Source organism: Bacteroides sp. HMSC067B03 (genome assembly GCF_001811315.1).
GTDB lineage: Bacteria > Bacteroidota > Bacteroidia > Bacteroidales > Bacteroidaceae > Bacteroides > Bacteroides faecis.
Genome location: NZ_KV804368.1, coordinates 223,718 through 237,267 on the forward strand (window position 1 = coordinate 223,718; position 13,550 = coordinate 237,267).

The 13,550-nt window shown below is 45.7% G+C and carries 11 protein-coding genes; 8 read left to right on the plus strand and 3 right to left on the minus strand.

Going from position 1 to position 13,550, the window contains the following annotated elements:
• Nucleotides 1–569 (plus strand): C1 family peptidase (locus tag HMPREF2794_RS14725; protein ID WP_246839610.1); only part of this gene is annotated, 569 nt, incomplete at its 5' end.
• 110 nt (nucleotides 570–679) lie between these two features.
• On the opposite strand, the gene HMPREF2794_RS14730 is transcribed toward HMPREF2794_RS14725, so the two are convergent.
• The 3 genes from HMPREF2794_RS14730 to HMPREF2794_RS14740 all read right to left on the minus strand — a co-directional run bounded on the left by HMPREF2794_RS14730 (nucleotide 680) and on the right by HMPREF2794_RS14740 (nucleotide 3,670).
• Nucleotides 680–1,408: a LytR/AlgR family response regulator transcription factor gene (locus HMPREF2794_RS14730; RefSeq protein WP_010539012.1), complete on the minus strand. Its 729-nt coding sequence runs from the start codon at nucleotides 1,406–1,408 to the stop codon at nucleotides 680–682.
• Nucleotides 1,408–2,622: a sensor histidine kinase gene (locus HMPREF2794_RS14735; protein WP_010539013.1), complete on the minus strand. Its 1,215-nt coding sequence runs from the start codon at nucleotides 2,620–2,622 to the stop codon at nucleotides 1,408–1,410. Before HMPREF2794_RS14735 ends, HMPREF2794_RS14730 begins: the two co-directional genes overlap by 1 nt.
• 196 nt (nucleotides 2,623–2,818) lie before the next feature.
• Nucleotides 2,819–3,670 (minus strand): helix-turn-helix domain-containing protein, encoded by an 852-nt coding sequence (locus HMPREF2794_RS14740; protein ID WP_022302511.1) that lies wholly within the window; start codon nucleotides 3,668–3,670, stop codon nucleotides 2,819–2,821.
• Between the two features lie 250 nt (nucleotides 3,671–3,920).
• Between HMPREF2794_RS14740 and HMPREF2794_RS14745 the strand changes: the two genes are divergently transcribed.
• The 7 genes from HMPREF2794_RS14745 (at nucleotide 3,921) to HMPREF2794_RS28990 (ending at nucleotide 13,547) form a co-directional block, all read left to right on the plus strand.
• Nucleotides 3,921–5,261, plus strand: coding sequence for a DUF4925 domain-containing protein (locus tag HMPREF2794_RS14745; RefSeq protein ID WP_022302510.1), 1,341 nt, complete (start codon nucleotides 3,921–3,923; stop codon nucleotides 5,259–5,261).
• Nucleotides 5,262–5,306: 45 nt separating this feature from the next.
• Complete coding sequence (locus HMPREF2794_RS14750) at nucleotides 5,307–8,153, plus strand: TonB-dependent receptor (protein WP_010539016.1); 2,847 nt, start codon at nucleotides 5,307–5,309, stop codon at nucleotides 8,151–8,153.
• 509 nt (nucleotides 8,154–8,662) lie between these two features.
• Nucleotides 8,663–9,343 carry a hypothetical protein gene (locus tag HMPREF2794_RS14755; protein WP_029425662.1) on the plus strand — a complete coding sequence of 227 codons (681 nt, stop codon included), beginning with the start codon at nucleotides 8,663–8,665 and terminating at the stop codon, nucleotides 9,341–9,343.
• 199 nt (nucleotides 9,344–9,542) lie between these two features.
• Nucleotides 9,543–10,415, plus strand: coding sequence for an electron transfer flavoprotein subunit beta/FixA family protein (locus HMPREF2794_RS14760; protein ID WP_010539018.1), 873 nt, complete (start codon nucleotides 9,543–9,545; stop codon nucleotides 10,413–10,415).
• Between the two features lie 2 nt (nucleotides 10,416–10,417).
• A complete protein-coding gene (locus HMPREF2794_RS14765) occupies nucleotides 10,418–11,437 on the plus strand; it encodes an electron transfer flavoprotein subunit alpha/FixB family protein (protein ID WP_010539019.1) in 1,020 nt (339 codons plus the stop codon).
• 6 nt (nucleotides 11,438–11,443) lie between these two features.
• On the plus strand, nucleotides 11,444–13,150 hold the full coding sequence (locus HMPREF2794_RS14770; protein WP_010539020.1) for an acyl-CoA dehydrogenase family protein: 1,707 nt from the start codon (nucleotides 11,444–11,446) through the stop codon (nucleotides 13,148–13,150).
• A 220-nt stretch (nucleotides 13,151–13,370) separates the two neighbouring features.
• A complete protein-coding gene (locus HMPREF2794_RS28990) occupies nucleotides 13,371–13,547 on the plus strand; it encodes a hypothetical protein (protein WP_010539021.1) in 177 nt (58 codons plus the stop codon).
• The last annotated feature ends 3 nt before the right edge of the window (nucleotides 13,548–13,550 follow it).

The window sequence follows — 13,550 nt, forward strand, 5'->3', positions numbered from 1 at the left end:
TGACTTCTTACACACATCATCCTTTCTATTCTCAATTCGCCATCGAAATTCAGGATAACTGGCGTAACGGTCTGTCATACAACCTTCCGATCGATGAGTTCATGGCTGTAATGGACAATGCCGTTAAAAAAGGATATACATTCGCATGGGGCAGTGACGTCAGCGAGCAAGGTTTCACCCGTGACGGTATCGCTGTAATGCCGGACGCTGCCAAAGGTGCAGAACTGACAGGTTCGGATATGGCCCGCTGGACAGGTATGACAGCTGCCGACAAACGCAAAGAACTGACTTCCAGACCACTTCCGGAAATGGAAATCACTCAGGAAATGCGCCAGACAGCTTTCGACAACTGGGAAACTACAGACGACCACGGAATGGTTATCTACGGTATCGCTAAAGACCAGAATGGTAAAGAATACTTCATGGTAAAGAACTCCTGGGGCAAATCAGGTAAATATGACGGAATCTGGTATGCTTCCAAAGCATTCGTCGCTTACAAGACTATGAATATCCTGGTACACAAGGATGCACTTCCCAAAGAAATAGCAAAGAAACTGGGTATCAAATAAAGAGATGACTCTTATATAAGAACAAAAGCCCCGGAAGCGATTTCTGCTCCCGGGGCTTTTGTCTTATCATCATCTTCCGCCTGCAACGATTTATCAAAGACAGCAGCGCTTTAAAAGAGACTCAACTTACCGATATATTCCGTAAACTTCTCCTTATAATTATCCCCGACAGGAATATACGTCGTCTTATCAAAGATAATGCGGAGACGGGAAACTTCTGTAATCTTGCGAAGATTGACAATATAAGAACGGTGTACCCGCATGAAATACGCGGGAAGCCGCTCCTCCATCTTCTGAAGGCTGGCAAGAGTAATGACCGGTTTATCCTCACCTTCTATGAAAATACGTACATATTCACTCATACTCTCAATGTACCGTATATTTTTCACATCGATACGTACCACCCTATAATCACTCTTTACAAACAGAGAATCTCCTTTTATCTGCGAACTGTTCCCCAGTTCTCCCTGCTGCTCCAGCAACCGGTATTCAAATTGTTTCCGTGCCTTATCCGCCGCTTTCAGTAAATCCTGGAACTCAAACGGTTTCAAGAGGTAATCGACAGCATCCAGTTTGAAACCGTCAACCGCATATTCAGAATAAGCAGTCGTGAAGATAACCAACGGATGGCTGATAAGCGAACGGATAAAATCCAGTCCGTTCAAATCGGGCATATTGATATCCACAAGGATCAGGTCTATATCCTCATCAGCCAGTACCTTCATCGCCTCAAAAGCATCCTGGCAAGGCTTGACTAAAGACAGAAAAGGAACACGGGATATATAATCCGTCAGTTGCTTCAATGCCAAAGGTTCATCATCAATCGCTATACATTTCATTATAATAAAGGTACAATAAGTAAAACATCAAATTTATTATCTTCCTCCGTAATGGAAAGGGTATAATCATTACCAAACAACAGCCTTAAGCGTTTACGAACGTTCTCCAAACCGATACCATGATGCTGCTCATCAGACGAACCGCCTGTACTGTTGGTACATCTGAAAGAGAGCCTGTTTCCGTCTTCCAGTTGCATCACTACATGAACGAACGATTCTTTCCGGTAGCTGATTCCATGCTTGAAAGCGTTTTCCACAAAAGAGACAAAGAGCAAAGGCGGTATCTGTACCTCGGGTACTTCAAGAGGAAAATTCTTTTCAATGGATACTCTGTCAGGGTAACGCAAACTCATTAACGTGACATAATTCTCCAGAAACTGGATTTCACGCGACAGCAGAATGGTTTTGTTGCTGGCTTCGTAAAGCACGTAACGCATTAACTTGGAAAGTTCCACAATCGTACTTTTCGCTTTTCCCGTATCGATATCCACCAGTGCATGAATATTATTAAGCGTATTCATGAAGAAATGCGGGTTTATCTGATATTTCAGGTATTGCAGTTCGGACTGCAGATGTTGGTGTTCCAGTTCTTTCAGCATCTCTTCGTCCCGGAAGGACTTGAAAAACAACTTGACTGCAATATTAAATCCGACCATCAGAAAAGCTACCACAAAATGAATAAGATAGCGGATAGTGAAAGGAGGAAAAGGATAAGGAGCCGGCTTAGGAAAGCCACCTGGTCGTTGGGGCTTTTCCACATCAGGCTCCATCAGTCGAAGCTCATCCCAATGGATAGACTCTTCTTTACGAGCTCTCTCTCTCATTTCTATAAGTTGATTTCTCCGGTTCTCTTTACTATCGCCATTCTTATCATGAATCTTCTCATGCCTGAACTTCCCCGGAAACCGTTCCATAGAAGGAGCAGGAGCGATCAGGCACGAAATAGCAATCAGAAAAACCACAGAAATAATATAGGGCCAATATCTTTTTCTGAAAAGAAAATACGGAACCAATACGTAATTGTTCAACAGAAACAGCACGAAAAAAGGGAGGATAGTCAACCAGGAGTCATGGATCACCGCACGACTTTCCTCTCTTTCGAGCCCACCATTAACGGCAAAGTATCCGCCGATCAATGGGAGAAGAAAAATAACAGTCCAGATAGCCCCATAAATGCTCTGTTCCAGCAATTGTTGTTTACGCAGTCTTTTCATGCTTCATTGTTCCAAATGACTGATACAAAGATAGAACCGTTACTTCTACTCCACAAAAAGAATCGACCAAAGTACTCTTTTCAACGGTAAACTGCTGTTTACCATCCCCCGGGGCATCCTCCGCCACCCCTCGTATTTCCCACTTGCGTCACCATCGAGCCCGTTGTTAATGTAGCAGCCTGTGCACCGTTCACCTTCAGCATTCCCTATACTCCTGAGGCGTCATCTGCACATGCTTACGAAAATATTTATTGAAAAAGGAAAGGTTATTGAATCCCAACGAAAAAGCTATTTCCTTCACAGGCAACCGGGTAGATTTTAATTGCGCCTTCGCATTCATGACAATAATTCCCGTGATGATGGCCAAAGGACTGTGACCGCTGGCTTTTCGGATAGCACCGGAAAAATGCGCCGGAGTCACTCCGCACTTTTTCGCATAAAAGGAGACTTCATGCTCCTGCGTATAGTTTGCCATCAACAACTGGATAAACTGACGATAGAGTTCATGCTCCCGCTTTATCGGCTCGTTGGTCGTCGGTTTGCAACGTTTATACAGCTCGCCCACTCCCTGAAAGAATATGGTAAATATAGATTTCAGTATCTCCTTATTGTCCAGCGTGTTCGGCAAGGCATAGGCACGAATAAGCAAGCTAAAAGCATTCCGGTACAATTGAGCTATTTCTTCCGTCAGCGGCATAATGGGATTATTCAGAATCATAGGAAGAAAATCCAGAAACGTCTCCACATAACTTACCCGCGCTATAAACTCCGAAGAAAAACCGGCAAAACAGACACGGGTATCCGAAGATACTTCGTGAATCTGGATAAATGATCCGGGAAGCACAGTCACAAAATCATTCCGGCTGATTGTATACTCGGACAGATTGATAGTAGCGCGTACGGTTCCCCGCGTACAAAGCACAAAAACTCCCGCCTTTATATGGCAGGGAAAACGACCGTACTGATTCAGGATGTCACCAGTTATACTGTCATCCGTAACAAAATCAACCGGAAGATCAAATTTGGGAAGCGCATCATCTATAATCATAATTAAGAAATTTAGTTCCACAAAGATATCTTTTTCCTTTTGATATCCAGTCAAGCTTTTTATTAAAATATGAAAAACAGAACATTTATTCAAAAGGAAGGGACATTACGAATATTCATTCCAAGACACATATATACAAAATAATTAGAATAGAACATCGAATACGAAAAATGGAGCTTGACGTAGAAACAAGAATAGACGACATTTGCAATGTTTTAATAAATACTTAGATATAAAAACTAAAAAGAGAATGAAAACATTACGAAAACTATTATTGGTAGCTTGTGCGGCATTCTTCTTTACATCTTGTGAAGAAACCTATAACAACAAGCTGTTCTGGCCGGGCGAACTCAGCCAGGAATATGGCTCGTATATCAAACCATCGACTCTGGACCTGACCTACAGCGGAGAAAAACTAATCGGAAAATCTGTCAGCTTCATCACAGAAGACAGCAAAAAGGGAACATTGACTTTGAATGATGTCATTCCGGGAGAAAAAGAGACATCTTTCCGGGTGGAATTATTAGAAAAGGAAGATAACTACACCTTCAGCGGAGAGACCGTTTCGGCAGCAGGAGCAACCGTTACATACACCGGTGCCATCACTCCGAAAACGATGAAACTGGATCTGAACGTAACCATGCCGCAAAGCCAATGGATGAACAGTTATCTGCTCAGCGAACTGACACGCGGCAGAGGAAAAGACGTCGTACGTAATCAGGAGACCGGACAATACGAATGGGGCGAAGCGGACAACCAGCTATTGACAGCAGCCTTATATACCGACATGGATCTGGAAATGGTCAAAGATGCCGGAAGTTTATATGCCACCGTCTCTACTTTAATAAAAGGTATGGGAGGATATCTCCTGCCACAATTGCTCCGGAATATCAATCTGGAATCCGACGGAAACATCACTGCCGAATATACGACTGACGAAATGCAACTGGGAGAACAGAAGTTCAGTGAAATCAATATGGACGACCCTGAATCGATGCAGCAAGTCAGCATGTTCATCATGATGAAACTCATGTTCAATACTTTATCTGCCGAAGACATCGCTGCCGCAACTCAGGGACGCGCTTATGCTCCCTCTCCCCGTGGACTGGCTCACTGGTATGTAAAGAATGACCTGCTTTATGTCAAACTGAACCTCCCCGCCATCATCAGCCAAGCTATACAAGGACAGGGAAAGACGGTCGACGGCAATCTGATTGCAGGCATCGCAGATGCCATCTTGAAAGCCAACCCCTTCTTACTGAAAACACTGCTCGGAGCAGTAAACGAATCGTTGGATAATTCTTTGTTGTCCATGATTGCCAATATGGACTACCAAAGTTTCCAGATGTTCTTTTCGTGGATAAAAAAAGGTATTCCCATGCATATAGAAAAGGTGAACGGGCATACTCATATATATCTGGACAGGGCAGCATTGAGCCCTATCATCGCTTTCATTCCGAATCTTCAGCCTGTCATGGAAGGCATTCCTAACTTCGGCCCGATGTTGTACGACTCTTATCTTGGTCCGTTGTACGATAACTGGTCTATCATTACCAAGCTGGACTTGGGACTTGACTTGGTTGACAATTAATCATCCGTTTTTCCATCCTAAGAAAAAACATAAATTATAGAAACAATGAAGAAACTATATATACTGACAGTACTGATTCTCCTGACCGGATTCGGAACTGCTTTTGCCCAGACACTGAAAGGACATATATATGATGCCAACACGAACGAACCTTTGGTCGGTGCAGCTGTGACATACAAGCTACACGGTAATCAAGGGGTAGTATCCGACATCAACGGAGCATACGAAATCAAGTTGCCCGAAGGAGGAGTCGACCTGGTATTCAGCTATGTGGGATATGAAGATGTTCTCATGCCCATAGTGATCGGCAGACGGGACGTAATCACCAAAGATGTTTATATGAAAGAAAGCACCAAGCTGCTGGAAGAAGTAGTAGTCAGTGCCGGACGCTTCGAACAGAAGCTGAGCAACGTCACCGTATCGATGGATTTGGTAAAGGCAAGCGATATCGCCCGCCAGGCACCAACGGACATTACTTCCACGCTCCGCACACTGCCCGGTGTGGACATCGTAGACAAACAGCCTTCCATGCGTGGAGGCAGCGGATGGACCTACGGTGTAGGTGCCCGCAGCCAAATTCTGGTAGACGGAATGAGTACGCTGAATCCTAAAACGGGAGAAATCAACTGGAATACCGTACCCCTCGAAAACATCGAGCAGGTAGAAGTGATCAAGGGCGCCTCTTCCGTATTATACGGTTCGTCAGCCTTGAACGGTATCATCAATATACGTACCGCCCGTCCGGGACTGACACCGAAAACCCGCTTCAGCGCATACGTCGGTGTATATGGCGATGCGGAGAACGACGAATACCAATGGAGTGACAAAAGCTTCTGGAAAGACGGAAAATATTCGGTGAAACCTATCCTGCGCGGCAGCCTGCTGAGCGGAATAAGAAATCCGATTTATGAAGGCTTCGACCTTTCCCATTCCCGTCGTATCGGTCATTTCGATGTCAGCGGAAGCATCAATCTGTTCACTGACGAAGGATACCGCCAGCAGGGATACAACAAACGGTTCCGTATGGGCGGCAACCTGACTTACCACCAGCCGGACATGGGAATGAAGATACTCAACTACGGGCTGAATGTGGACTTCCTGACCAACCAGTACGGAGACTTCTTTATCTGGAGATCACCGACCGAAGTTTATAAGCCCTCTCCTTTCACCAATATGGGACGGGAAGAAAACAACTTCCACATCGACCCGTTCATCAACTACGTGAATCCGGAGAACGGAACTTCCCACAAGATCAAAGGCCGCTTCTACCATAGTGCCGACAATATTGTACGTCCGAGTTCGGGTGCATCGATCACCGATATCCTGGGAAATATGGGCACCAATGCACAGACCATCCAGAACATTGCAGGAGGCGACTACAGCTCCCTCTACCCGGCACTGGTAGGTATCGGGTCGGGCCTCATCAACGGAAATCTGGAAGATGCCATGAACGGAGTATTCACTTCACTGGGCAACATCTTCCCGAACGCGACAACGGCAGACTACTGCGACCTTATCTCCTGGGTCATGGACAACGGGCTCCCCGGCGATCTGGGCAGCATACAGAACGGACAACTGCCCAGCGACCTTATCCCGTGGCTATCAAACGTAATGAATCCGTCCAGAAATGATTCAAAGACTAAAACGGACAAAAGCTACAATTATTATCTCGACTACCAGTTCAACAAGAAATGGGACGGCGGTGCACAGATCACTACCGGAATGACTTACGAGCACGTCCGTTATGATTCCTCCATTATGGACGAGGTATACAAAAGTGATAACGTGGCTGCCTTCTTCCAGTACGACCAGCGTTTCTGGGACCGTCTGAGCGTATCGGCAGGAGTACGTGCCGAATATTATCGCGTGGACAACCATTACCGCGAAGCGGAAACAAAGATACTCGGAACCAAAGTTCCGTTCCGTCCCGTATTCCGTGCCGGACTGAATTACCAGTTAGCCGACTATAGCTTTATCCGTGCCAGTATAGGTCAGGGTTACCGCAATCCGTCCATCAACGAGAAGTATCTCCGCAAAGATATCGGAGGAGTAGGCATTTATCCGAACCTCGATATCAAACCGGAGAAAGGATACAATGCGGAACTAGGATTCAAACAAGGATACAAAATCGGCAATTTCCAGGGATTTGTCGATGTAGCCGGATTCTATACCGAATATAAAGACATGGTCGAATTCCAGTTCGGTCTGTTCAACAATGCGGATTATAGCATGATCAACAGTATCAGTGATGCCATCCGGATGCTGATGGACGGCAAGGGATTCGGCATCGGGGCACAGTTCCACAACGTATCGAAAGCGCAAATCTATGGAATGGAAATATCAACAAACGGAGTTTATAACTTCAATAAGAATACAAAATTGTTCTACAACTTAGGATATGTATATACCGAACCCCGTGATGCCGACTACAAAGAGCGCAACGAGTTGGAAGATACCTACTCCGATGCCCTCCAGATGAAAGAAAAATCGAATACGGGCAAGTATCTGAAATATCGTCCGAAACATACTTTCAAAGCTACGGTAGACTTCCAGTGGAAGCGTATCAACCTCGGCGCAAATGTGGCCTGGAAGAGTAAAATTCTTGCTGTGGATTATCTGATGCTGGATGAACGAGAAAAACAACAGAAAGATCTGATGGATTATGTACGTACCATTCTCTTCGGGCAGTCAAGAGGAGAAACGCTGGCGAGCTATTGGAAAAAACATAATACGGACTATGCAACCGTTGATTTACGCTTCGGAGTAAAAGCTACGAAAGAAGTCGCCTTCCAGTTTATGGTCAACAATTTGCTGAATAAGGAATATAGCTACCGTCCGATGGCTGTAGCTGCTCCCCGCACTTTCGTACTGAAAATGGACGTCACATTCTAGAACTACTAAGGAGTTAAAATTGCAATTTCTATTGTCACTTGTCACTTTTCGCAGTTAATACCCTATCAACCAGAAAAGTAAAAGTGACAATACGCGGTGATAATAAGGTGATAATAGACATGGAGACATTTTCTATTATCACCTTTTTCCGTTCCCCACATGCCACATATTAGAGTAAAACTCCGTAGCTCCAATAGGAGAACAAGGCTTCCCCAAGCACTTCCGAGCGTCATCTGCCTTCGCTTCACGTATGTGATCCCACCGGTCTACATACGTGATCCCGTTGGTTCATGTACGTGAACCGACAGAATCACGTACATGAAACGAAGCCTTGTTACTACCCGAAGATGTTAATCTAACGTAGGAAAGATACTAATAAACAGACCATTGACCATTAACTCCGGCAGACTGTACAAAATAGGAAGGCATCTTTTAAGAAAAGAAAAAATGCCGTATCTTTGCCGCCCGTAAACAACAAGACGCTAACTCGTAAGCAACAAGACCATAAAATGAAAAAACAACTCCTACTTATTGCAATCTTATTTTGCGCCGTTTATACACAGGCGCAGGAAGTCTTTGTTAATGCAGATTTTGTCAGCAGCTATATCTGGAGAGGTATGGACAGCGGCAATGCCAGCGTTCAGCCTTCACTTGGCTTCAACTGGAAAGGGCTGACCGTCTACGCCTGGGGGTCGACAGAATTCCGTCATAAGAACAACGAGATTGACCTCTCACTGGAGTACGAATATAAGAACCTTACCTTATATGCCAACAACTATTTTACTCAAACGGAAGACGAACCTTTCAAATATTTCAATTATAAAGCACACTCCACCGGACATACTTTCGAAGCCGGTGCCGGATACATGCTTTGCGAGAAATTCCCGCTTTCGGTGAGTTGGTACACCACATTTGCCGGCAATGACTATCGCGAAAACGGAAAACGCGCCTGGTCCAGCTACTGCGAACTCAGCTATCCGTTTCACATAAAAGGAGTGGATTTTGCCCTCGAAGCAGGCTTCACTCCGTGGGAAGGCATGTATTCAGACAAGTTCAATGTTGTCAACGCAGGGCTTTCCGCCAGCAAAGAATTGAAGATTACCTCCACATTCTCACTGCCCGTATTCGGAAAGCTGATAGCCAACCCCTACGAAGAGCAACTCTACTTTGTAGTCGGCTTCAGTTTATGATTGAAATATAAGTTTATTTTCCTCCTCATTTGCTCAAAAAACTTAATACTGTGCATTTTTTACTCGTATTTCTTGTCAGAACCAAGTGTTTGAGTAATTTTGCACGCTGATAGTTAACCGGATAGTTTGAATAGCAAGATACTTACTACTTGACTACTGGCTGCTAACTTGTAGAAATACTAATACTAAAATTAATAGCATGAGTTTGAAAATTGTTGTATTGGCAAAACAAGTTCCCGACACACGTAACGTTGGGAAAGATGCCATGAAAGCCGACGGCACTATTAACCGTGCGGCACTCCCTGCCATCTTCAACCCCGAAGACCTGAATGCCCTTGAGCAAGCTCTTCGCCTGAAAGATGCTCACCCAGGCTCTACCGTAACCATTCTGACAATGGGACCGGGACGCGCTGCTGATATTATTCGTGAAGGACTTTTCCGTGGTGCCGATAATGGTTATTTGCTGACTGACCGTGCTTTTGCCGGTGCAGATACGCTGGCTACAAGCTACGCTCTGGCAACTGCTATCCGCAAAATCGGTGAGTGCGACATTATTATCGGCGGTCGTCAGGCTATCGACGGTGATACGGCACAGGTAGGTCCGCAGGTGGCAGAAAAACTTGGACTGACGCAAATCACATACGCTGAAGAGATTCTCGAAGTAGGTGACGGCAAAATCAAAGTGAAACGCCACATCGACGGTGGTGTTGAAACAGTGGAAGGTCCGCTGCCTATCGTTATCACAGTCAACGGCTCGGCTGCTCCCTGCCGCCCGCGCAACGCGAAGCTGGTGCAGAAGTACAAACATGCTAAAACCGTGACGGAAAAACAACAAGGTAACCTCGACTATACCGACTTGTATGACAAGCGCGACTATCTGAATCTGACAGAATGGAGCGTAGCGGATGTAAACGGTGACCTCGCCCAGTGTGGTCTTTCCGGTTCGCCTACGAAAGTAAAAGCCATTCAGAACATCGTGTTCCAGGCTAAAGAGAGCAAAACCATCAGCGGCAGCGACCGTGATGTGGAAGAACTGATTGTTGAACTGTTAGCTAACCATACCATCGGATAATCATGAATAACTTATTTGTATATTGCGAAATAGAAGAAGGCATCGTCGCAGACGTCAGCCTGGAGCTTCTGACAAAAGGTCGTTCGTTGGCTAACGAACTCAACTGCCAACTCGAAGCAGTAGTTGCCGGCACCGGCCTCAAAGAAATTGAAAAGCAAATCCTTCCTTACGGAGTAGACAAACTCCACGTTTTCGACGGCAAAGGACTTTATCCCTATACTTCACTTCCCCACACTTCTATTCTGGTCAATCTCTTCAAAGAAGAAAAACCGCAAATCTGCCTGATGGGTGCAACCGTTATCGGTCGTGACCTCGGTCCGCGTGTTTCCTCTGCTTTGACCAGCGGTTTGACTGCCGACTGTACCTCACTGGAAATCGGCGACCACGAAGACAAGAAAGCAGGAATAGTTTATAAAAACCTGTTGTACCAGATCCGTCCGGCATTCGGCGGTAACATCGTTGCAACGATCGTGAACCCCGAACACCGCCCACAGATGGCAACCGTTCGCGAAGGTGTGATGAAGAAGGAAATCGTTTCTCCGGCTTATCAGGGAGAAGTGATCCGCCACGATGTGAAGAAGTACGTAGCCGACACAGACTATGTGGTCAAAGTAATCGAACGCCACGTAGAAAAAGCGAAGAACAACCTGAAAGGCTCTCCGATCATCATCGCCGGTGGTTACGGAGTAGGTTCCAAAGAAAACTTCGACTTGCTGTTCAGCCTGGCCAAAGAACTTCACGCAGAAGTAGGTGCAAGCCGCGCCGCTGTCGACGCAGGTTTTGCAGAACATGACCGTCAGATTGGTCAGACAGGTGTAACGGTTCGTCCGAAACTCTACATTGCTTGTGGTATCTCAGGACAAATCCAGCATATCGCCGGTATGCAGGAAAGTGGTATCATCATCTCTATCAACAACGATCCGGATGCTCCGATCAATACGATTGCCGACTACGTAATCAACGGAACCATCGAAGAAGTTGTGCCGAAGATGATTAAGTATTATAAACAGAATAGCAAGTAAAGAAAGATGGCAAATTTTTACACAGAAATACCGGAACTCAAGTATCACTTGAACAATCCGATGATGAAACGTATTTGCGAACTCAAAGAACGCAACTACAGAGATAAAGATGAATTCGACTACGCTCCTCTGGATTTTGAGGATGCACTCGACTCTTACGATAAAGTATTGGAGATCACCGGAGAAATAACAGGCGAAATTATCAATGCAAACGCTGAAGGCGTTGACGAAGAAGGTCCTCACTGTGCCAACGGACGGGTGGAATACGCTTCCGGTACGAAAGAAAATCTGGACGCGATGGTGAAAGCCGGACTGAACGGAATGACAATGCCCCGCCGTTTCGGTGGTCTGAACTTCCCGATCACTCCGTACACCATGTGTGCTGAAATCGTTGCCGCTGCCGATGCAGGTTTCGGAAACATCTGGTCTCTGCAGGACTGTATCGAAACACTGTATGAATTCGGTAATGCCGACCAGCACAGCCGTTTCATCCCTCGCGTATGCCAGGGCGAAACGATGTCTATGGACCTCACCGAACCGGATGCCGGTTCCGACCTTCAGGCAGTGATGCTGAAAGCAACTTACAGCGAAAAAGACGGATGCTGGCTGCTGAACGGTGTGAAACGTTTCATCACCAACGGCGACGCAGATATCCATCTGGTACTTGCCCGTTCGGAAGAAGGAACCAGAGATGGTCGTGGTCTGTCTATGTTCATCTATGACAAACGTCAGGGCGGTGTTGATGTACGCCGTATCGAACATAAGTTAGGTATTCACGGTTCTCCTACCTGCGAACTGGTTTATAAGAATGCAAAAGCCGAACTTTGCGGTGACCGCAAACTCGGTCTGATCAAATACGTAATGGCCTTGATGAACGGTGCCCGTCTGGGTATCGCCGCACAATCGGTAGGATTGAGCCAGGCTGCTTACAACGAAGGACTGGCGTATGCCAAAGACCGCAAGCAGTTCGGAAAAGCAATTATCGAGTTCCCTGCCGTATACGACATGCTGGCCATTATGAAAGGAAAACTGGATGCCGGACGTGCACTGCTTTATCAGACAGCCCGCTACGTAGACATCTACAAAGCACTGGATGACATCTCCCGCGAACGCAAACTGACTCCGGAAGAACGTCTGGAACAGAAGAAATACGCCAAACTGGCAGACAGCTTCACTCCGCTTGCCAAAGGTATGAACTCTGAATACGCTAATCAGAATGCTTACGACTGTATCCAGATTCACGGAGGTTCGGGCTTCATGATGGAATATGCCTGCCAGCGCATCTACCGCGACGCACGTATCACCAGCATCTACGAAGGTACGACTCAGTTGCAGACTGTAGCTGCTATCCGCTACGTAACCAACGGTTCTTACCTTGCTACCATCCGCGAATTCGAAACCGTTCCCTGCTCACCGGAAATGGAACCGCTGATGTCTCGCCTGAAAAAGATGGCTGACCAGTTCGAAGCCAGCACCAATGCCGTTAAAGAGGCTCAGGATCAGGAACTGCTCGACTTCACAGCCCGCAGACTGATGGAAATGGCTGCTGATATCATCATGTGCCACCTGCTGATTCAGGATGCAAGCAAAGCTGCCGACCTGTTCTCCAAGTCTGCACATGTATATCTGAACTTCGCAGAAGCGGAAGTAACGAAGCATACTAACTTTATCAAGAATATGGATAAAGAAGACTTGGCTTTCTACAAAAAATAACCCGGAAAGGGTGATTCACGATAAAAGCATCCCTTCTAACGAAGCGGATGCTTTTTTTGTCCTCTTCTTTCCAAAGGGAACTTACTAAATCTCACAACATTAGTATTCTCATTGTCCTCAAAAATATCCCCCTCCCATTTCACTCCTTTTTCATTATTATTCAGTACTTTTGTACAAAAAGAGAGTAATAGCAATCTACAACTTATTAAAAGAGGGAAATATGACGTTTAGACTCAGACCTTTACACGAGGATAAGCTACATTTTGCAGATTTATCAAATACACAAATTCTGATACTGGCACTCGAAGCGTCTCAGAAAATTAAATGGAATATCGAAGAGATCACTCTTCGTGAAGTCCGTTTTTATGCTCCGATGGGAACTCAACTTGATAAATAAGAA